This window comes from Paracoccus alkanivorans (assembly GCF_003697785.1).
In the GTDB taxonomy this organism is placed as follows: Bacteria; Pseudomonadota; Alphaproteobacteria; order Rhodobacterales; family Rhodobacteraceae; genus Paracoccus; species Paracoccus alkanivorans.
On record NZ_QOKZ01000003.1, the window covers coordinates 279,142 to 299,355 of the forward strand.

Annotated in this window: 17 protein-coding genes; 10 read left to right on the top strand and 7 right to left on the bottom strand. The window is 62.4% G+C overall.

Annotated features, from left to right (window positions below; genetic code table 11):
• Nucleotides 1–79: 79 nt before the first annotated feature.
• The 3 genes from C9E81_RS09565 to C9E81_RS09575 all read right to left on the bottom strand — a co-directional run bounded on the left by C9E81_RS09565 (nucleotide 80) and on the right by C9E81_RS09575 (nucleotide 3,860).
• Nucleotides 80–856, bottom strand: a complete 777-nt coding sequence (locus tag C9E81_RS09565) for an inositol monophosphatase family protein (RefSeq protein WP_122112408.1) — start codon at nucleotides 854–856, stop codon at nucleotides 80–82.
• Nucleotides 849–2,195, bottom strand: a complete 1,347-nt coding sequence (locus C9E81_RS09570) for a TldD/PmbA family protein (RefSeq protein ID WP_208021155.1) — start codon at nucleotides 2,193–2,195, stop codon at nucleotides 849–851. The genes C9E81_RS09565 and C9E81_RS09570 overlap by 8 nt, the downstream gene beginning before the upstream one ends.
• Nucleotides 2,196–2,312: 117 nt before the next feature.
• A complete protein-coding gene (locus tag C9E81_RS09575) occupies nucleotides 2,313–3,860 on the bottom strand; it encodes a DUF2125 domain-containing protein (protein WP_122112099.1) in 1,548 nt (515 codons plus the stop codon).
• 75 nt (nucleotides 3,861–3,935) lie between these two features.
• Here C9E81_RS09575 and C9E81_RS09580 point away from each other — a divergent pair, with 75 nt between their 5' ends.
• Nucleotides 3,936–4,556: an enoyl-CoA hydratase/isomerase family protein gene (locus C9E81_RS09580; RefSeq protein WP_122112100.1), complete on the top strand. Its 621-nt coding sequence runs from the start codon at nucleotides 3,936–3,938 to the stop codon at nucleotides 4,554–4,556.
• On the opposite strand, the gene C9E81_RS09585 is transcribed toward C9E81_RS09580, so the two are convergent.
• Nucleotides 4,547–4,888: a DUF2853 family protein gene (locus C9E81_RS09585; RefSeq protein ID WP_122112101.1), complete on the bottom strand. Its 342-nt coding sequence runs from the start codon at nucleotides 4,886–4,888 to the stop codon at nucleotides 4,547–4,549. The genes C9E81_RS09580 and C9E81_RS09585 overlap by 10 nt on opposite strands.
• A 619-nt stretch (nucleotides 4,889–5,507) precedes the next feature.
• Here C9E81_RS09585 and C9E81_RS09590 point away from each other — a divergent pair.
• Genes C9E81_RS09590 through C9E81_RS09600 form a run of 3 tightly spaced genes read left to right on the top strand, consistent with a single transcriptional unit; the run spans nucleotide 5,508 to nucleotide 7,683 of the window.
• A complete protein-coding gene (locus C9E81_RS09590; protein ID WP_122112409.1) occupies nucleotides 5,508–6,272 on the top strand; it encodes an amino acid ABC transporter substrate-binding protein in 765 nt (254 codons plus the stop codon).
• A complete protein-coding gene (locus tag C9E81_RS09595) occupies nucleotides 6,272–6,946 on the top strand; it encodes an amino acid ABC transporter permease (RefSeq protein ID WP_122112102.1) in 675 nt (224 codons plus the stop codon). Before C9E81_RS09590 ends, C9E81_RS09595 begins: the two co-directional genes overlap by 1 nt.
• Nucleotides 6,943–7,683 carry an amino acid ABC transporter ATP-binding protein gene (locus C9E81_RS09600; RefSeq protein WP_122112103.1) on the top strand — a complete coding sequence of 247 codons (741 nt, stop codon included), beginning with the start codon at nucleotides 6,943–6,945 and terminating at the stop codon, nucleotides 7,681–7,683. The genes C9E81_RS09595 and C9E81_RS09600 overlap by 4 nt, the downstream gene beginning before the upstream one ends.
• Nucleotides 7,684–7,862: 179 nt before the next feature.
• On the opposite strand, the gene C9E81_RS09605 is transcribed toward C9E81_RS09600, so the two are convergent.
• From C9E81_RS09605 to ubiE, 3 genes are all read right to left on the bottom strand, one after another.
• Complete coding sequence (locus tag C9E81_RS09605) at nucleotides 7,863–9,815, bottom strand: TonB-dependent receptor plug domain-containing protein (RefSeq protein ID WP_122112104.1); 1,953 nt, start codon at nucleotides 9,813–9,815, stop codon at nucleotides 7,863–7,865.
• 195 nt (nucleotides 9,816–10,010) lie between these two features.
• Nucleotides 10,011–11,537, bottom strand: a complete 1,527-nt coding sequence (ubiB, locus tag C9E81_RS09610) for a 2-polyprenylphenol 6-hydroxylase (RefSeq protein ID WP_122112105.1) — start codon at nucleotides 11,535–11,537, stop codon at nucleotides 10,011–10,013.
• Complete coding sequence (gene ubiE, locus C9E81_RS09615; RefSeq protein WP_122112106.1) at nucleotides 11,537–12,283, bottom strand: bifunctional demethylmenaquinone methyltransferase/2-methoxy-6-polyprenyl-1,4-benzoquinol methylase UbiE; 747 nt, start codon at nucleotides 12,281–12,283, stop codon at nucleotides 11,537–11,539. The genes ubiB and ubiE overlap by 1 nt, the downstream gene beginning before the upstream one ends.
• Nucleotides 12,284–12,383: 100 nt before the next feature.
• On the opposite strand from ubiE, the gene mutM reads away from it, so the two are divergent.
• The 6 genes from mutM to petB all read left to right on the top strand — a co-directional run bounded on the left by mutM (nucleotide 12,384) and on the right by petB (nucleotide 19,601).
• Nucleotides 12,384–13,229, top strand: coding sequence for a bifunctional DNA-formamidopyrimidine glycosylase/DNA-(apurinic or apyrimidinic site) lyase (gene mutM, locus C9E81_RS09620; protein ID WP_122112107.1), 846 nt, complete (start codon nucleotides 12,384–12,386; stop codon nucleotides 13,227–13,229).
• A gap of 221 nt (nucleotides 13,230–13,450) precedes the next feature.
• Nucleotides 13,451–15,370 (top strand): molecular chaperone DnaK, encoded by a 1,920-nt coding sequence (gene dnaK, locus C9E81_RS09625; protein ID WP_122112108.1) that lies wholly within the window; start codon nucleotides 13,451–13,453, stop codon nucleotides 15,368–15,370.
• Nucleotides 15,371–15,447: 77 nt separating this feature from the next.
• Nucleotides 15,448–16,620, top strand: a complete 1,173-nt coding sequence (dnaJ, locus tag C9E81_RS09630; protein WP_122112109.1) for a molecular chaperone DnaJ — start codon at nucleotides 15,448–15,450, stop codon at nucleotides 16,618–16,620.
• Between the two features lie 62 nt (nucleotides 16,621–16,682).
• A complete protein-coding gene (radC, locus tag C9E81_RS09635) occupies nucleotides 16,683–17,465 on the top strand; it encodes a RadC family protein (protein ID WP_166461869.1) in 783 nt (260 codons plus the stop codon).
• 240 nt (nucleotides 17,466–17,705) lie between these two features.
• Nucleotides 17,706–18,266 (top strand): ubiquinol-cytochrome c reductase iron-sulfur subunit, encoded by a 561-nt coding sequence (petA, locus tag C9E81_RS09640; RefSeq protein ID WP_122112110.1) that lies wholly within the window; start codon nucleotides 17,706–17,708, stop codon nucleotides 18,264–18,266.
• 12 nt (nucleotides 18,267–18,278) lie between these two features.
• Nucleotides 18,279–19,601, top strand: coding sequence for a cytochrome b (gene petB, locus C9E81_RS09645; RefSeq protein WP_122112111.1), 1,323 nt, complete (start codon nucleotides 18,279–18,281; stop codon nucleotides 19,599–19,601).
• The last annotated feature ends 613 nt before the right edge of the window (nucleotides 19,602–20,214 follow it).

Below are 20,214 nucleotides of genomic sequence, written 5' to 3' on the forward strand. Positions count from 1 at the left end.
CCGGCCTGCTTCTTCTTTGTTTCAAATACCTCGGGGTCCGGGGCAGAGCCCCGGCCATCGTGGGACGCAAATCACCTGCTCACGGCTTCAGCCGCTCCAATATCTGCCCATGCAGCCGCTCTCCGGCGACGATCAGGCCATCGACCATAGCGCGCTGGCTGTTGAAGCGCATCCGCTCGCCGCGCCGATCGGTGACAATGGCGCCGGCCCGTTCCGCGATCAGGCTGCCTGCCGCGATATCCCATTCCCATGCCGCCCGCAGCGAAAGCGCGGCATCGAAGCAGCCCTCGGCGGCAAGGCATAACCGCCAGGCCAGCGAGGGACGGAATTCGCGGCGGAATGGTGGAACCAGCCCGTCGCGCCAATGCCCTGGCTCGGAGACGGCGCGATAGGTCAGCACGGAGGCGCCGTCGATATCGGCCTGCGCGGGCGCTATCGGCTGACCGTTTCGCAGCGCCGGACCATCGGCAAAGGCGGTATAGGTGATGTCACGGACCGGCAGATGGACGACCGCAGCGACGATCCGGTCGCCATCAGTCACGGCGAGAGAATGGGAGAAACCTTCCTGCCCGGCGATGAAGGCGCGCGTGCCGTCGATCGGATCGATGATGAAGCAATGCCGCGCGTCCAGCCGCGACAGATCCGCCTCGCTTTCCTCGGACAGCCAGCCATAGCCCGGCCGGGCCGCCATCAGGCTTGCCTGCAACTCGTCATTCACGGCCAGGTCGGCCTCGGTGACCGGCCCGGCATCGCCACCCTTGTCCCATGAGCGCGGATCCCGGCGCCAGAAGCCTAGCGCGATCTGTCCCGCACGCCGCGCGGCATCCGTCAGCAGATCCAGATCGGCTTCAGGCACCTGCAACGGTCATGCCCTCCACCAGCAGGCTCGGAGCCTCGATCCCGCGCCATGGCAGTGCGTCATTCCCTGCGACCAGCGTCATCAGCATCTCGCGCAGGTTGCCGGCGATAGTGCATTCATTCACCGGATAGGCGATCTGCCCGTTCTCGACCCAGAAGCCCGCCGCCCCGCGCGAGTAATCGCCGGTCGTGCCGTTGATCGACGCGCCCAGCATGGATGTCACGATCAGCCCGCGCCCCATATCGGCGATCATCTGTTCCTGTGTCTGCGTGCCGGGCGTCAAAATGACATTGCTGTTCACAGGAGAGGGTGCTGATGTCAGCCCGCGCGCGGCAGAGGCCGTGCTATCCATGCCCAGCTTGCGCCCGGTGGCCAGATCCAGCGTCCAACCCTGCAATATACCCCCCGATACGATCTCGCGCCTGCGGGTGGCCAGCCCCTCGGCGTCGAAGGGACGCGAGGACGGATAACGAATGCGCAGCGGATCCTCGACCAGGTTCATGCCGGCGGGCAGGACCGCCTCGCCCATTTCCTTGCGCAGCCAGCTTGCGCCGCGCGCGACCGCGCCACCATTCACCGCCGCAAGCAGATGAGAGATCAGCGAAGAGGCAACCCGGCGGTCATAGAGGATCGGGAACGCCCCGGTCGGCGGCTTCCTGGAACCGGCACGGGCCAATGTGCGCTCGGCGGCAAGCGCCCCGATCTCTTCGGGTTCGGGCAGATTCCCTGCCCAGCTTCGGGATTCGGCAGCATAGTCGCGCTCCATCCCCAAGCCCTCGCCGGTGATGGCAACGGTCGAGATGACATGGGTGCTGCGGCCGTAGCCGCCGGAGAATCCGTTCGAGGCGGCCAGCCACATATGGCGGTTGCTGAAGGCCGCGCTGGCGGCCTCGACCTGGCTGATGCCCCTGGCGGCCATAGCCGCCGCCTCGGCACGCAGGGCAATCTCCTGCAAGGATTCGGGGGTTGGATCGGGCTGGTCGTCCAGCAGCTGCAATCCCCCGGCATCGCGTTTTTCCGCCAGTTGATGCGGCTCGGCCAGTCCAAGCGTATCATCGACCGGCGCCTCGCGTGCCATCGCCACGCCGCGCTCGGCCAGTTCGGCAACCGTCGCCTCGCTGTAATCCGAGGCCGAGACGCAGGCCTGGCGGCCACCGATCAGGACACGCAGCCCGATCTCGGTTCCTTCCGCGCGCTCTGCCTGTTCCAGCGCACCGCCACGGACATCTATGCTGATCGAGCGGCCCTGCATCGCCAGGGCATCGGCCTGATCGGCCCCGGCACGCCGAGCCGCCTCGACCAATGCTTCGGCAAGCTTCTTCAGATCGGTTTTCACAGCATCGCCGCTCATGCCTGTCCTCCGGCTATGACTCCACCATTCCGCAGCGCCGGAGGTGGAGTGAACGAAAAAGGCCGGGCAGGTCGCCCGGCCCCGTGCCTCAAGGCCACATTGTTATTGCACTTGCTGCCCATTGGCAAAGATCGAGCCGTCCTCCTTGAACTCGAGCTTTGTCTCCAACTGATCGGGATTCCCCTCGACCGGCTTGGCGAACATCGCCAGCATCATGCGCGCGCCCATCAGTTGCTCTTGCGGCACGAGCCCGATCGACACCAGCTTTTCAAGCAGCGCATTCACACCGGTGAAACTGCCTTCGAGGACACCGACCGGTTGTTTCGCACCTTGCGGCACCGTCAGGTCACCGGTCACATTGGCATCCACTCCGGCCGCCTGAAGCACGACCGAGTTGATCTTCACCGACTGCGGCTCGAACGGCATTTCGGGCGCGTTTGCTGCCTCGCCGCCATCTTTTGCCGGGTCCTGGGCAAAGGCCGGATCGAACAGATCCTTCCTGACCAGTGCATCTCCCGCCAGATCGATGGTCAGATTCGCCGGATCACGCGGCAATTCCTGGCCAGGATCGAACAGGTTCCAGATACCATCGGCAAGCGTCAGCCCGACAAGCTGGTATTTGAGCGAGAATGGCTGCGCCTGTTCCGATGTGCTGACCGGGAAGGTCGCCGAACCCGACGAGCTGTCGAGCGCATAGCTGATCGGGAAAGGCAGTTGATCGACCGTTACCTCGACCTCGGTCGCCTGTGTCGCTCCCTCATAGCTCAACCCGTCCTTCGCCATGGCGAATGTCAGGTTGCCGCCCTCCGAAGTGAACTTGCCACTGCCCGATTGCGGGCCGCTTTCGGGATCCATGCCCTCGAAGGTTCCACTACCGGTCATCTTGCCCATCTCGATCCTGGCATTGGCCAGGAATCCGGCATTCAGTGCAAGATCGATACGGTCCGCCATGTTATCCAGACCCGTCGGCAAGACTGTCTGGCCGGAAATTGCAAGGCCATCCATATGCATCTCGCCCGCAACCTTGCCCTCGGCTGCATTCTCCGCTCCCGAGGGCGGTTCAAGCACGTTGAGCCTCAGATCCAGCCCGGCGATTGTCGCGTCATAGGTGATGTCCTGACCTTCGCCTTTCACGGAGCGATACTGACCGGCAAGATCGGTCAATGCGATGGTAAGCGGCACTTCGCCGCCATTCGAATTCTCTTCGCCAAAGCGGATTGCGGTATCGAGGCTGGGATATTTGAACTCATGCGTCATGTCGTCGGCCGAGCCCGATGACAGCATCTCGTTGCCGGGCGCGGTCATCACCACGTTCATCTCGAAAGGCTCCTGGTCGGGCACCTCGGTCTTCGTGGAGATGGTCATCTCACCATCGACAACGGTGCGCACCTTCGCATCGCCTGTCTGCTCCAGCGTCATTTGCGGGATGGTGATCGTGGAGTCGGAATGCTCGGCATCCATCGAGATGACGACATCGGAAAGGCTCAGCCTGTTGCCCGCATCCTCCCTGGCACCGGCGTTCACCTGATACCCCATGTCGGTGTAATAGCTCTCCAGGTTTTCCCAGACCTGCGTCGGTGTGAGATCCGCCAGAACGGGACCCGCGCCTGCGATCAGTGCGAAAGCAGAGCTTGCAAGGGTGCGACGCATGATAAATACCTTTCGTCAAGTAAAGCTCAAAGCAGTTTCTGACATAGGCCGAAGGCAAGTGAAAGGGACCATTGCGTGATCAGGTTGACCCACGACGAGGATATCGCCCTGCTGACCATCGACCGTCAGGACAAGGCCAATTCGCTGACCGGGCAGATGCTGCGCGATCTGACCGCGCATCTGGACGAACTGGCTGGATCGGGCTGCCGGGCACTGATCCTGACGGGAACGGGAAAGGTGTTTTCCGCCGGGGCGGATCTGGCGGAAGCCAGGGCGGGGCTGGCCAGATCCCCGGAATGGGAGCGGCTCTCGGCGCGCATGGCCTCGATGCCCTGCCTGACCATCGCGGCGCTGAACGGCACGCTGGCCGGCGGTGCCTTTGGGATGGTGCTGGCCTGCGATCTGCGCCTGGCAGTGCCGGAGGCGAAATTCTTCTACCCGGTCATGAAGCTGGGCTTTCTGCCGCAGCCGAGCGACCCGCAGCGCATGGTGGCACTGACAGGCCCATCGCGGGCGAAGATGATCCTGATGGGAGGAGCGAAGATCGAGGCATCCGAGGCCCTGGCCTGGGGCCTGATCGACCGGATCGTTCCGGCAGAGGATCTGATCGCCGCGGCACGGGGTCTGGCAGAGGACAGCAGGGCTGCCGCGCCGGATCACGCTGCGGCGATCAAGGCAATGATCGATCAGCCATAGACCGATTGCTTGCCGAAATGCTTGCACAGCATGTAATAGATGACCGGCCGATACTTGCTGCGGTTCGACCGCCCGTATTTGTCGATGACTGAATTGATCGCTTCCATCAATTGCGGGCCGTCAGCCAGCCCCAGCTTCTTCATCAGGTAGTTCTTACGAACCCGGTCCAATTCCGAGTCGTCACTCGACGCGATGGTCTCTGCATCGGTATTGTAGATCGACGGACCACAGCCGATGGTGATCTTGGTCAACAGATCCATATCCGGCGTTTCGCCCAGCTTGTCCTTGATATCTTTTGCATATTTGGCAATCAAATCGTCACGTCTACTCATCTTCACTCCCCCAATTGGTTGATGTTGGACAAATGGAGGATGCGGCGATGCGCGGCATTTGGCAACCGCTTAGGAAATCGGCACGATTCATCACCGCGAGAACCCGCCAAGGGCGGTCAACCGGATCATGGGTGCAATATGCCACCCCGTCAGCCCGGAGCAGGGAATCCGCTCCAAAATAGCGGGCAGGGACACTCCGGCCGGCAACCACCGCCATCAGCGCCAGCCAGCGATGACACGGCACGGTAATAGCTGTCCTCGGCAAGCGCGTGCAGCGGCAGCCGGTGCGGCAATGACGGCAAGAAATGCGGTTGCATCGCACTGCTTCATGTGACCTCCTCCCTGTTTGGCGTAGTCTCTGCGCAGCTCGGCGCGCGAGCGCAATCACCCGATGCGGAAAGATCGGATCAGGCGATTTCCGGGACTGTGTTCTTCCCGCAACAAGTTTACCGTTCGGCGGCGGAACAATGTCGCTCTTGTCAGGCTATTGCACGGAAATTTTTTCGCTTCCTCCTGCCTGCCGTCGATGCGATCCTTATTTCCGGCAACCGTTCCCGTTGATATTGTGGTCGCCATCGAAAGGCCCGATCTAGTCAGCCGAACCATGAAGGAGTCCATCATGCGCAAGACCATTCTTTCGGCGATCCTTGCCCTTGGGGCATTCACCGCCCCCGCCCTGTCCGAGACGATCCGCGTCGGCATGTCGGGCGGCTATTTCCCCTTCACCTTCACCCGCGCCGACGAGCTGCAGGGATTCGAGGTCGATTTCATGCGCGCTGTTGCCGAGGAAACCGGTGACGAGGTCGAATTCGTCACGATGTCCTTCTCGGGCCTGATCGGAGCCCTGGAATCGGGCCGTATCGACACGGTCGCGAACCAGATCACCATCACCCCGGAACGCGAGGCGAAATTCACCTTTACCCAGCCCTATGTCTATGACGGCGCGCAGGTCGTGGTGAAGGCGGGCAACGAGGGCGAGATCACCGGCCCCGAAAGCCTCAAGGGCCGGTCGGTCGCGGTGAACCTGGGATCGAATTTCGAGGAATTGCTGCGCAACCTGCCCTATGCGGACGAGATCGACATCCGCACCTATGAATCGAATATCGAGCAGGACACGGCGCTTGGCCGCGTCGATGCCTTCGTGATGGACCGCGTGTCCTCGGCGCAGGTGATCGCGAAAAGCCCGCTGCCGCTGGCGCTGGCCGGACAGCCCTTCGACGAGATCCGCAACGCGCTGCCCTTCCGCGACGACGAGGCCGGAAACGCCCTGCGCGACCGCGTCGATGCCGCGATCACCACGTTGAAAGAGAACGGGAAGCTGGCCGAGATATCGGAGAAGTGGCTGGATGCGGACGTGACCAAGCCACTGGCTGAAGCCGACTGATGCGGCCTCTGGACATCGCCTATATGTGGGATCTCGTGCCGGTGATCGCCGGCTATATCCCACTGACCCTGTTCATGGCGCTGGTCTCGATGGTGGCAGCGCTGGTGCTGGCGGCGCTACTGGCCATCGTGCGGGTGCTGAAGATCCCCGTTCTGGACCGGGTCGTGGCGGTGTTCATCAGCTTTTTCCGGGGCACACCGCTGCTGGTGCAACTGTTCCTGTTCTATTACGGCCTGCCCCAGATGCTGACCTTCCTGACAAATATCGATGGCGTTACGGCGGCGATCTTCGGGCTGACCATGCATTTCTCGGCCTATATGGCCGAAAGCATCCGCGGCGCGATCCTTGGCGTCGACCGCAGCCAGTGGGAGGCCGCGCAATCCATCGGCATGACACAAGGCCAGCTCCTGCGGAGGATCGTTTTGCCGCAGGCGGCACGCACCGCCGCGCCGACCCTGGTGAATTACTTCATCGACATGATCAAAGGTACCTCGCTGGCCTTCACCCTTGGTGTCACCGAGATGATGGGCGCGGCCCAGAAAGAGGCAGCGGGCAGCTTCCTGTATCTGGAGGCATTCCTTGTCGTAGCGCTGTTCTACTGGGCCATTGTCGAGATCCTCTCGGTCGGTCAGCGCCGGATGGAACGGCATCTTGGAAAGGCGGTGGCGCGATGAGCTGCGAGATCGATATCGCCGGGCTGGTCAAGCGTTTTGGCGGCAACGCGGTGCTGAACGGCATCGACCTGTGCCTGAAACCGGGCGAGCGTGTGGCGATCATCGGCCCGTCGGGAACCGGGAAATCGACGCTTCTGCGCTGCCTGAATTTCCTCGACCCTCCCGACGAGGGGCGGATCACGATCGGCGACCTGTCGGTCGATGCGGCAAGGGCAAGCAGGGCCGACATGCTGGCGCTGCGGCGGCGGACCGGCTTTGTCTTTCAGAACTATGCGCTTTTCGCCAACAAGACCGCCCGCGAAAATATCATGGAGGGGCTGATCACGGTCCGGAACTGGCCGAAACCCAAAGCCGAGGAACGCGCCCGCGAGATCCTGCAGCAGATCGGCCTTGGGGATCGCGGCGACAGCTATCCCTCGGCGCTGTCGGGCGGGCAGCAGCAGCGGGTGGGAATCGGTCGCGCAATGGCGCTGGATGCCGAGTTGATGCTGTTCGACGAGCCGACAAGCGCGCTGGATCCGGAATGGGTGGGCGAGGTTCTGGACCTGATCCGCCGCATCGCGGATGGCCGCCAGACGATGCTGATCGTCACGCATGAGATGCAGTTCGCCCGCGAGATCGCCGACCGGATCGTATTCATGGAAGGCGGGCGGATCGTCGAGCAGGGACCGCCCGCGCAGATATTCGGCAATGCGCGGGATGAACGGACCCGTGCCTTCCTGCGCCGCGTGGGCTGACCGGCGCGAAGCGCACTATCGGACAGGATGAATAGTCGACGCGATGCGCAAGCGGTCCGCGGCACAACCTGTAAAAGCGGCGGGTGCTGCACCACGAACTGATGCGGCGCGCCATGAAAATGGCGCGCCGCTTACTACTGTGACAGTTTTCCGTGAAAATCCGGGAAAAGCACTCCGGCTCAGAAAGTAAAGTTCGCGGTCAAGCCAATGCTGCGGCCGATCTCCTTCTGGCTGACGACATATTCGAAATCGCCGCCATAGCTCGCCCGGTCAGCATAATCCTCGTCAAAGAGATTGTTGATCTCGGCCCGGATCGTCAGGTTCTCGTAGCGTGCCGGTGTGTATTCGCCATAGACGTTCACAACCGTGTAACCGTCATAGTTTCGGCGTTCGTCTCCCCAGGGATCGACGCCGTGAAACGGCTCTTCAAAGACATGCTCGATCACGCCGCCGATCTTCATACCGCGGGTGATCTCGTGATTGGCATCAAGCGTCAGGACTCGGCCCGGAACGGTGCCGAAACCACGGATGTCGTTGCTGGTCGGGGCCTTACCATCCACCTCGACATCGATATCCGAATAGCGCAGTGTCGCGGAACCGCCGTCCCAGTTCTGACCCAGAGAGACACGCCAGCCCTCGCTGCGGATTTCCTTAACCTCGCTATCGCTGCGCGCATTGCCGATCTTGGTGCGGAACGCCTCGACCCCGATGGTGGAACCGTCCTGCTCCCATGTCACGCCGAGAATGGCGTTTTGCGAGCGGGCCGAGCGAAGGTTGTCATAAACACCGTCCTCGTAAAGCACGAAACCCTGATTCAGGGGGATGCCGCCAAATACCGTGGAATAGCCAGCGTCGAATGACAGGGAATCGGTCGCATGCCAGGTCAGGTTCGCATTGGCGCTTGCACCCTCGCTGTCGAACTTTTCGGCTTCGGTTCCATAGAAGCGGTTCCAGTCGTAACGCAGGCCGGTACTGTAGTCGATCTGTCCGACCGAGCCGCGAGCCTGCACAAAGACCCCGGTATTATGACTATCTTCCCGGAATTTCGTGTGAATGGCCTCACCGGTTCTTGGATGGATCCAGTAATCGTCAAGATAACCCGTCCGATTATGGAAATCCACCCCGGCAGCAAATTCGGTCTGACCTATCCTGAAGTGGTTTTGCAACACCGCCGAGAAAGATTCAGCCTCGCCAGCCGCCCGGTTGGGATCACGGCCGTCGTCGCGCGGAAGGTCGGTGGCAGTTAGTTCGTTCTTCGATGAAGACAGCAGAAGCTCGGGGTTGAACAGATCGCTGCTGGCCTCGGTCCGGCTGATTTTCAGCGTATGGGTGGTCTGCGTCATGTCGAAATATCGCGGAGCACTGTCACGCCCGACGTAATCCACGACATTCGGGCGGAACGGGCGCAGTGAATCGTCCTTGACCTGAATGCCGCCATATTCAAAGCGCCAGCCATTCGCCTCGGCCCCCAGCTTGACCATGTAGCTGTCGAGATCGGCGCCCGTATATTTCACCGTCTCGCCATCGCCACCCTCGTAGTCGTCGCCGGTGGCGCGCTTGGCATAGATCAGGGCATCGACCGGCCCCTGGCGGCCATACAGGGTCAGCGCACCGGTCGCGGTATCGCCGTTCGACTCGAAACCCGTGGTCAGCTTGCCGCCGAAATTCCGGCCATCTTCAAGCAGGTCCAGGGCCGATTTCGTTTCATATTCGATCGAGCCGCCCAATGCGTCGGGGCCGGCATCAGCCGGAGCAACCCCGGCATCGACCCGCGCGGCCTTCAGCAGACCCGGATCGATCAGGTTCGTGCCGGTGTGATGCCACATGCGGTTGTTCTGCAGCGCGCCGTCAATGGTGACCGCCATCTGCTCCTGGTCGATCCCGTTGACATAGACCCGCTCGGTCAGCGCGATCCCGCCATCCACGATCACGCCGGGCTCCGAACGGAACAGATCGGCAAGTCCGCCGGTCTCCGCCGCTTTCAGATCTTCTTCGTCTACCTCGATCTGGCCGGTGACATATGCATCGCGTGCATAAAGAACAATCGGCTCAAGCGTGATCGGTTGTGCGAGCGCAAGGCCAGGAACCATCGCGGTACTCAATACCAGTGTCGCCCGGGTGATCTTGGGCATGGACTTCCTCCATCGAAACCTGTTGCTGGCTTGCGACAGCGGAAATCCGCATTGCTGGCTTGGCGGGCTTTTTAACCAACGATGACCGCGAATGCGAGATGATTCCGTGCTGCCATTCCGCGGTCATGCAAATCTGCCACAGTCCGGGTCTGCGGTATCCGCGGAAGCAGAACCGCAACCTTTCGACGAAATACGTCAGCCAAGCAACAGGCCGGTCCCCAATCCGATGACCAGCGCCAGGCCCGCCAACGCGAAGGACCGCCAGCGGGGACGGGGTGTTTTGGGCTGGGGCTTAGCATGAGCGTGTTCCCAAAGCATCCGGTCGACCAGCTTTGGCAATAACGGGCCATAGCGGCCCAATGTCTGCGCCACCTGCACCGCGTCCTTCGTCATCGCCCGCGGCCCGAGACTGGCCTTGATGTAATCCGAAACCACGGGCTTGGCCGCCTCCCACATGTTCAATTGCGGATCCAGCGAGCGCGCCACCCCCTCTACGACAACCATGGTGCGCTGCAGCAGGATCAGCTCGGTCCGCGTGGGCATCCCGAAGCGCTCGGTGACCTCGAACAGATAGGCCAGCAGGTTAGCCATCGAGATCTGGCTTGCATCGGCGCCGAAAATCGGTTCGCCGACAGCACGCAGGGCACGGGCGAACGCCGCCTCGTCACGGTCGCGGGGAACGTAGCCCGCCTCGAAATGCACGCGCGCCACGCGGCGATAGTCGCGGCGGATGAAGCCCATCAGGATCTCGGCATAGACGCGGCGCGTATATTCATCGATCTCGCCCATGATCCCGAAATCATAAGCTATGATATCTCCGTCCGGCGCGACCTTGAGATTGCCGTGATGCATGTCTGCGTGGAAAAAACCGTCACGGAGGGCATGCTGCAGGAAAAGCTGGATCACCCGGCGGGCGATATGACTGATGTCGTGACCCGCCGCGATCAACGCCTCGCGGTCGCCCATCGGGATGCCCTCTGCCCAGTCCGAGGTCAGCACCCGGCGCGATGACAGATGCCAATGCGGCAGTGGGATGGCGAAATCCTTGTCCTCGCGGGTATTCTCGGCGAATTCCGAGGCGGAGGCAGCTTCGAGACGCAGGTCGAGTTCACCGGTAACCACCGACTCGAAATGGCTGATGACATCGCGGGGACGCAGGCGGCGGCTGAAAGGAGCGATGCCCTCGATCATTCCGGCAGCGAAATGGAACGCGTCGATGTCGCGGCGAAAGGCGCCCACGATGCCGGGGCGCAGCACCTTGACGGCAACTTCGCGTCCGGTTTCCCGCAGCCTTGCCCGATGGACCTGCGCGATGGAGGCCGCCGCGACCGGTTCCGAGAATTCCGAGAACAGTTCATCGACAGGCTGACCGAGTTCGGCCGCCACCATCTGCTTTGCCGTCTCGGTCGGAAAGGGCGGCAGCCGGTCCTGCAGCATCCGCAATTGGTCGGCTAATTCGGTGCCGACGACATCGGCGCGGGTCGAGAGGATCTGTCCGAACTTGATATAGGCGGGACCGAGCGCCGTGATCGCCCGCGTCACAGGCGGCAGATCGGGATTGCCCCTGTAGCCCATCCAGCGGAACGGCCAGCCCAGCACCCGTGCCGCCAGACGCAGCCGGGCCGGGGCTTCGATCGCGTCAAGCGCCACGCCCATCGCGCCGGTCCGCTCGAATGTCGCGCCGGTCCGGATCAGGCGCAGGATGTTATGCGGACCGCGCATTAAAGTTTCCAGCCGGAATGCAGTGCGGCGATTCCCATCGACAGGTTGCGCCATTGGACGCGGCCGAAACCGGCCTTGCGGATCATGTCGCCAAAGGCCTCCTGATCGGGAAAGCGGCGGATCGATTCGACGAGATACTGATAACTGTCGCGGTCGCCGGTCACCGCCTGCCCCATCGCCGGGATCACGTTGAAGCTGTAGCGGTCATAGGCCCATTGCATCATCGGCACCGGGATCCGACTGAATTCCAGCACCATCAGCCGCCCGCCGGGACGCAATACGCGGAACGCCTCGGCCAGCGCGTCGTCTATGCGGGTGACGTTGCGGATGCCGAAGCTGATCGTGTAGCGGTCAAAGCTGCCATCCGCGAAAGGCAGCCGCATCGCGTCGCCGGTCACCCATGCGAGCCGGTCGGCCAGCTTGGCGGCCTCGCCCCGCTTGCGCCCTTCTACCAGCATGGATTCGGTCATGTCGCAAACGGTAACGCGCGCGCCCGGCGCCCGGTCGAGGAATCGAAAGGCGATATCGCCCGTGCCACCGGCCACATCCAGCAGATGCTGCCCGTCGCGCGGTGCGAGCCAGTCCATCATCGCGTTCTTCCAGACACGGTGAACGCCCACGCTCATCAGGTCGTTCATCAGGTCATAGCGCGAGGCCACGCTGGAAAATACACCATGGACCAGCTTGGCCTTGTCGTCCTCGTCCACGGTCCGGAAACCGAAATGGGTCTGTTTCTTTTCGCTCATCGCGCTTGCCGTCCGCTGTCCTTCGCGCCAGATATGTCAGGCGCATCGCGCGCACAATGACCGGGATAGGCCAAAGGCGCAATGCAGCGAAAGGAAACGGATGCCGGAACTGCCAGAAGTCGAAACGGTCAGGCGCGGATTGCAACCGCATCTGGAAGGCCAGCGCATCGCCCGCGCCGAGGCTCGCCGCCCCGATCTGCGCTGGCCCCTGCCGCCCGACCTGGTGCAGGTGCTGACCGGCGCAACGGTGACGGCGCTGCGCAGGCGGTCAAAATACCTGCTGGCCGATCTGGACCGGGGTGGAACGCTGCTGATGCATCTGGGCATGTCGGGACGGCTTCTGGTCGAGGGCGCGGGGCTGGCCGGATTTCACCGCGACCCATCCATCCTGTCGCGTCATGATCACGTCGTGTTCGTGACCGGGGCGGGCACGACGATCACCTTCAACGATGCCCGCCGCTTTGGCATGATCGACCTGATCCGCGAAGGCGAAGCCCATCCGCTACTGGCTCATCTGGGGTCGGAGCCGTTCGATCCGGATTTCGATACGGGCTATCTGGCGGCGGCTTTCACCGGGCGACGCGCGCCGGTCAAGCAGGCATTGCTGGATCAGCGGATCGTCGCGGGGCTGGGCAATATCTATGTCAGCGAGGCGCTGCACCGGGCGGGCATCGATCCGCGCCGCGCCGCAGGCCGCATAGGCGAGGAACGGATTGCAGCGCTTGTGGGGCATATCCGCGATGTGTTGACGGATGCCATCGCCGCCGGAGGCTCTTCCCTGCGCGATCACCGGCAGGCAACCGGGGAACTGGGATATTTCCAGCACAGCTTTCGCGTCTATAACCGCGAGAACGCGCCCTGCCCCAATCAGGGCTGCACCGGACATATAAGGCGGATCGTCCAGTCCGGGCGGTCGAGTTTTTTCTGTCCCCGCTGTCAACGCTAACATGGCGCATCCTTGCCGATGCAAAGGGAAATTGGTGACAATTCTGCGAATTTCGGGGGCAAGAAGGCCCGACTCCCTGCTTGCAGCCTCATTTTCCCCACCTATATACAGCCGCGAAGCCACGGATTCGTTCCGGGTGTGAATCAATCATAGGGATCGGGCCGCGGGGGCCATAACGGACCCAAGGCTCATCATATCGCCGCAAGAAAGGTTAGAAATACATGTCCAAAGTCATCGGGATTGACCTCGGCACCACGAATAGCTGCGTCGCCATCATGGATGGCAGCCAGCCGAAGGTGATCGAAAACAGCGAAGGCGCTCGCACCACCCCCTCGATCGTCGGCTTCACCGACGGGGAGCGTCTGGTCGGCCAATCCGCCAAGCGTCAGGCCGTGACCAACCCCACCAACACCGTCTTCGCCGTCAAGCGCCTGATCGGCCGCCGCATCGGCGACGAAGCCGTCGAGAAGGACAAGAAACTGGTCCCCTACTCGATCGTGGATGGCGGCAATGGCGATGCCTGGGTCGAGGTGAAGGGCGAGAATTACTCCCCCGCTCAGGTCAGCGCGATGATCCTTCAGAAGATGAAGGAGACCGCCGAAAGCTATCTGGGCGAGGATGTGACGCAGGCCGTCATCACCGTCCCGGCCTATTTCAATGACGCCCAGCGTCAGGCCACCAAGGACGCCGGCAAGATCGCCGGTCTCGAAGTGCTGCGGATCATCAACGAACCGACGGCGGCTGCGCTTGCCTATGGCCTCGACAAGAAGGACAGCAAGACCATCGCGGTTTATGACCTTGGCGGCGGCACCTTCGACATCACCATCCTGGAAATCGACGACGGGCTGTTCGAAGTCAAATCGACCAACGGGGACACCTTCCTCGGCGGCGAGGATTTCGACATGCGGATCGTGAACTACCTCGCCGATGAGTTCAGGAAAGAGCATGGCGTCGATCTGACCAAGGACAAGATGGCGCTTCAGCGCCTGAAGGAAGCTGCCGAGAAGGCCAAGATCGAGCTGTCCTCCTCCAGCCAGACCGAGATCAACCAGCCGTTCATCTCGATGGACAAGGATTCCGGCACACCGCTGCACATGGTCATGAAACTGACCCGCGCCAAGCTGGAAAGCCTTGTGGGCGACCTCATCAAACGGACCATGAAACCGGTTCAGGAAGCGTTGAAAGATGCGGGTGTTTCCAAGTCCGATATCGACGAGGTGGTTCTGGTCGGCGGCATGACCCGCATGCCCAAGGTGTTCCAGGAAGTCACCGATTTCTTCGGCAAGGAACCGCATAAGGGCGTGAACCCTGACGAGGTCGTGGCACTGGGTGCCGCGATTCAGGCTGGCGTGCTGCAAGGCGATGTCAAGGACGTGGTTCTGCTGGACGTGACCCCGCTTTCACTGGGGATCGAAACCCTGGGTGGCGTGTTCACCCGGCTGATCGACCGCAACACCACCATCCCGACCAAGAAGAGCCAGATCTTCTCGACCGCCGAGGACAACCAGAACGCGGTGACGATCCGCGTCTTCCAGGGCGAGCGCGAGATGGCGGCGGATAACAAGCTGCTGGGTCAGTTCAACCTGGAGGACATTCCGCCCGCGCCGCGCGGCATGCCGCAGATCGAGGTGACCTTCGACATCGACGCCAACGGCATCGTGTCGGTCAGCGCCAGGGACAAGGGCACAGGCAAAGAGCAGAACATCACCATCCAGGCCTCGGGCGGCCTGTCCGACGAGGATATCGAGCGGATGGTGAAGGATGCCGAAGCCAATGCCGAGGCCGACAAGGGCCGCCGCGAACTGGTCGAGGCCAAGAACCAGGCCGAAAGCCTGATCCACAGCACCAAGAAGTCGCTGGAAGAACATGGCGACAAGGTGGACGAATCGACCGTCGAGGCGATCGAGCTGGCCATCGGCGCGCTGGAAGAGGCCGTGAAATCGGACGACGCCGGCAAGATCAAGTCCGGCATCCAGAACGTCATGGATGCCTCGATGAAGCTGGGCGAAGCCATCTACAAGGCGCAGCAGGACGGCGCCGATGGCGACGGCGGCAGCAGCGATGACGAGCCGCGCGCTGCCGACGAGGATATCGTGGACGCCGATTTCGAGGATCTCGGCGAAGACAAGAAACGCGGCTGATCCGGGCCGTATCCCTGGACCGGCCCGCGCCAATGCGGGCCGGACTGCATTCCGGGGGTCAGTAAACAGGACATAACATGGCCAAGCGTTGCTATTACGATGTTCTCGGGGTCAAGCGCGGGGCCTCGACAGACGAGATCAAGAAAGCCTATCGCTCGAAGGCGAAGGAACTCCACCCTGACCGCAACAAGGACAATCCCGGCGCCGAGGCCCAGTTCAAGGAGGTCAACGAGGCGTATGATTGCCTGAAGGACGAACAGAAAAAAGCGGCTTACGACCGGTTCGGCCACCAGGCCTTCGAGAATGGCGGCATGGGCGGCGGCTTTGGTGGTGGCCGCGGCGGAGCGCATCCAGGTGATTTCGGCTCGGCCTTTGCCGATGTCTTCGACGATCTCTTCGGCGACATGATGGGCCGGCGCGGCAATGCGGGCGGCGGACGTTCGCGCGCCCAACGCGGGCAGGACTTGCGCTACAACCTGCGCGTATCGCTCGAAGACGCCTATCGCGGCCTGCAAAAGACGATCACCGTCGCCAGTTCGGTCGCCTGTGGCGAATGCAACGGGACCGGGGCCGAAGGCGCGACCCAGCCCGCGACCTGTCCGACCTGCTCGGGCATGGGCCGGGTTCGGGCGCAACAGGGCTTTTTTACGGTCGAGCGCACCTGCCCCACATGCGGTGGCCAGGGCCAGATCGTCAAGAATCCCTGCAGGACCTGCCACGGCGCGGGCCGGGTCGAAAAGGACCGCACCCTGTCGGTCAACATCCCGGCGGGCGTGGAAACCGGCACGCGAATCCGCCTTGCGGGCGAAGGTGAGGCCGGGATGCGCGGCGGGCCGGCAGGTGATCTCTATATCTTCATCGAGGTGAAGGAGCACGAGATCTTCCTGCGCGACGGCAAGACATTGGCCTGTCAGGTGCCGGTCGGCATGGCAACCGCCGCCCTGGGCGGCGAGGTCGAGGTGCCGACGATCGATGGCGGCCGCTCTCGCGTGAAGGTACCGGCCGGCAGCCAGTCGGGACGCCAGATGCGGCTGCGCGGCAAGGGCATGCCCCCGCTCCGCCACGGGGCGGGCGCCAATGGCGAGGCAGGCGACATGCTGATCGAACTGGTGGTCGAAACACCGGTAAATCTGAACGCCCGCCAGAAGGAGCTTCTGCGCGAGTTCGAGGCCGAGAAGGTCGACAACAGCCCTCAATCGACCAGCTTCTTCAACAAGGTCAAGGGCTTCTGGGACGACATGACCCGTTGACCAGGGGGCGTTTCGACGTCCCCTTTAGCGCTTTGTTTATCCCATCCCCGCATGATCCGGGTATGGACATGAATCAACCGTCTGAACCGACAACGCTGCCCCTGTTCGACCCGGCAGTTCTGGACCACCGCGCCGCGAATTCCGCAAGATCGGCGCGGGTCAGCAAAGCTACACCATCCTATATCTCCGACCACCGCGCCCGGCTGCGCGAACGTTTCCTGCAGGGCGGCGCAGCGGCGATGCCGGATTACGAATTGCTTGAGCTTGTCCTGTTCCGCGCCATTCCACGGCAGGATGTCAAGCCGATCGCACGCCGCCTCATCGATCATTTCGGCGACTTCAACCGCGTCCTGTCCGCATCTCCCACACGCCTTTCCGAAATCGACGGAGTGGGGAATGCGGTCATCACCGAACTGAAAATCGTCGAGGCCGCGGCTCAGCGCATGGCGCGCGCCAAGGTCATGCAACGGCCGGTGCTGTCGGGCTGGCAGGCGCTTCTGGACTATTGCCACACCAGCATGGCGCATCGCGAGGTCGAGCAGCTTCGGGTGCTCTATCTGGACCGCAGGAACGTGCTGATCGCTGACGAGGAACAGGCGCGCGGCACTGTCGATCATGTCCCAGTCTATCCGCGAGAAATCATCCGCCGGGCACTGGAACTCAACGCCTCGGCGCTGATTCTGGTCCACAATCACCCATCCGGCGATCCGACCCCGTCGGATTCCGATATCGCCATGACGGCGCAGATTGTCCGTGCCGCCGACAGCATGGGAATCACTATCCACGATCACCTGATCATCGGCAGATCGCGCGAACTCAGCTTTCGTTCGGAAGGTCTGCTGTGATGCCGGAAATGCCGGCCTTGCTGCCAATGCGGCGACAAGCCGCGACAAAACAGCGCAGGGGCCTTTCCATCAGACGCGACAAATTTCCAACATGGGCGGGCCAGAAGGTATTTCGGATTTGGCTTACCCGCTGGACTGACGGGGATTTGAACGCTAGAACCGCCTACGCGAAGGTTGCGATCAAACGCGACCCGGAATGACATATCGGCCAAGCAAATGGCCCGAACTGGAGAATGACCCGTGTCCCACGCAGATGATCACGTAGGCACCCGGAGGGATTTCCTCTACTACGCCACGGCGGGTGCAGGCACGGTGGCTGCCGGAGCCGCCGCCTGGACGCTTGTGAACCAGATGAACCCCTCGGCCGATGTTCAGGCCCTGTCCTCGATCCAGGTCGATGTCAGTGGCGTCGAGGTCGGCACCCAGCTTACCGTGAAATGGCTGGGCAAGCCCGTATTCATCCGCCGCCGGACCCCGGAAGAGATCGAGGCGGCGCGGGCCGTGGAACTGGGCGAACTGATCGACCAGAACGCCGAGAACGAGAACAAGCCGGACGAAGCCGCCACCGACGAGAATCGCTCGCTGGACGAAAGCGGCGAATGGCTGGTGATGATCGGTGTCTGCACCCATCTGGGCTGCGTTCCGATCGGCGACGGCGCGGGCGATTTCGGCGGCTGGTTCTGCCCATGCCACGGGTCGCATTACGACACCGCAGGGCGCATCCGGAAAGGCCCCGCCCCCGAGAACCTGCATATTCCCGTCGCCGAGTTCGTCGACGAAACAACCATCAAGCTGGGCTGAGGAGGGCACCACATGGCCGGTATTCCACACGACCATTACGAGCCCAAATCGGGCTTTGAGCGCTGGCTCCACCGCCGCTTGCCGGTGGTCAGCATCATCTACGACACGCTGATGATCCCCACGCCGAAGAACCTGAACTGGTGGTGGATCTGGGGCATCGTTCTGGCCTTCTGCCTTGGACTGCAGATCGTCACCGGCATCGTCCTTGTGATGCATTACACGCCGCATGTCGATCTGGCCTTCGCCAGCGTCGAGCATATCATGCGCAACGTGAATGGCGGCTACATGCTGCGCTACCTGCACGCCAACGGCGCCTCGCTGTTCTTCTTCGCCGTCTATATCCACATCTTCCGCGGCCTCTATTACGGCAGCTACAAGGCCCCGCGCGAGGTTACCTGGATCATCGGCATGCTGATCTACCTGGCGATGATGGCAACCGCCTTCATGGGCTATGTGCTGCCCTGGGGCCAGATGTCCTTCTGGGGCGCGACCGTGATCACCGGGCTGTTCGGCGCGATACCGGGCATCGGCGAATCGATCCAGACCTGGCTGCTGGGCGGTCCGGCAGTGGACAACGCGACGCTCAACCGCTTCTTCTCACTGCATTACCTGCTGCCCTTCATCATCGCGGCGCTGGTAATCGTGCATATCTGGGCCTTCCACACCACCGGAAACAACAATCCCACCGGGGTCGAGGTGCGCCGGACCTCGAAGGAAGAGGCCGAGAAAGACACCCTGCCCTTCTGGCCTTATTTCGTGATGAAGGACCTGTTCGCGCTTGGCGTGATCCTGGTGGTGTTCTTTGCCATCGTCGGCTTCATGCCCAACTATCTGGGCCACCCCGACAACTATATCGAGGCGAATGCACTCGCTACGCCCGAGCATATCGTGCCGGAATGGTATTTCCTGCCCTTCTACGCGATCCTGCGGGCCTTCACGGCAGATGTCTGGCTGGTGCAACTGGTCAACTTCCTGTCCTTCGGCATCATCGACGCCAAGTTCTTCGGCGTTCTGGCGATGTTCGGCGCGATCCTGGTCATGGCGCTGGTGCCATGGCTGGATACCAGCCGCGTCCGTTCGGGCCGCTATCGTCCGCAGTTCAAGTGGTGGTTCTGGCTGCTGGCCGTCGATTTCGTGATCCTGACCTGGGTTGGCGCACAGCCGCCCGAGGGGATCTACCCCTATATCGCTCTGGCCGGCGCGGCTTACTGGTTCGCCTATTTCCTGGTGATCCTCCCGCTGCTCGGCGTGATCGAGAAACCCGATCCGATGCCCGCGACCATCGAAGAGGATTTCAACGATCACTATGGCGCCAAAGCGCATCCGGCCGAGTAAGGAGAGCCATCAATGACCCTGAGAACCAAGACGCTCACGGCTGTTGCGGCCCTGACCATCTTCGCAACCGGCTATTCGCTGGCGCAAGAGGCCGACACCACCACTGCGCCGGCCGAACAGCCAGTTGAGACGCAGCCGACTCCGGAAAGCGATACGGCCGCCGAAACCCCGACGGCGGAGGATAGCGCTGCTGAAGCTCCCGCAGATGAAGCCGGAGACACAGAAGCCGCCACCGGGGAACCGGCGGAAGAGGAAGCCGCCTCGGAAGAGACGGCCACCGAAGAGCCTGCCGCCGGGCAGGAAGCCGCGGAAGAACCCGCAGCCGAAACCGGAGAGACAGAAGCCAACGCCGAGGAACCGGCGGAAGAGGAAGCTACCTCGGAAGAGATGGTCACCGAAGAGCCTGCCACCGAGCAGGAAGCTGCTGAAGCTCCCGCAGATGAAGCTGGAGACACAGAAGCCGCCACCGGGGAACCGGCAGAAGAGGAAGCCGCCTCGGAAGAAGCGGCCACCGAAGAGCCTGCCGCCGGGCAGGAAGCTGCGGAAGAACCCACAGCCGAAACCGAAGAGGCAGAAGCCACCACCGGGGAACCGGCGGAAGAGGAAGCCGCCT

Coding starts and splice junctions, on each gene's coding strand:
- C9E81_RS09575 (WP_122112099.1), bottom strand. CDS start 3,860: ATGCGTCGCACCCTTGCAAGCTCTGCTTTCGCACTGATCGCAGGCGCG.
- C9E81_RS09585 (WP_122112101.1), bottom strand. CDS start 4,888: ATGAGTAGACGTGACGATTTGATTGCCAAATATGCAAAAGATATCAAG.
- C9E81_RS09590 (WP_122112409.1), top strand. CDS start 5,508: ATGCGCAAGACCATTCTTTCGGCGATCCTTGCCCTTGGGGCATTCACC.
- C9E81_RS09595 (WP_122112102.1), top strand. CDS start 6,272: ATGCGGCCTCTGGACATCGCCTATATGTGGGATCTCGTGCCGGTGATC.
- C9E81_RS09600 (WP_122112103.1), top strand. CDS start 6,943: ATGAGCTGCGAGATCGATATCGCCGGGCTGGTCAAGCGTTTTGGCGGC.
- C9E81_RS09605 (WP_122112104.1), bottom strand. CDS start 9,815: ATGCCCAAGATCACCCGGGCGACACTGGTATTGAGTACCGCGATGGTT.
- ubiB (WP_122112105.1), bottom strand. CDS start 11,537: ATGCGCGGTCCGCATAACATCCTGCGCCTGATCCGGACCGGCGCGACA.
- ubiE (WP_122112106.1), bottom strand. CDS start 12,283: ATGAGCGAAAAGAAACAGACCCATTTCGGTTTCCGGACCGTGGACGAG.
- mutM (WP_122112107.1), top strand. CDS start 12,384: ATGCCGGAACTGCCAGAAGTCGAAACGGTCAGGCGCGGATTGCAACCG.
- dnaK (WP_122112108.1), top strand. CDS start 13,451: ATGTCCAAAGTCATCGGGATTGACCTCGGCACCACGAATAGCTGCGTC.
- dnaJ (WP_122112109.1), top strand. CDS start 15,448: ATGGCCAAGCGTTGCTATTACGATGTTCTCGGGGTCAAGCGCGGGGCC.
- radC (WP_166461869.1), top strand. CDS start 16,683: ATGGACATGAATCAACCGTCTGAACCGACAACGCTGCCCCTGTTCGAC.
- petB (WP_122112111.1), top strand. CDS start 18,279: ATGGCCGGTATTCCACACGACCATTACGAGCCCAAATCGGGCTTTGAG.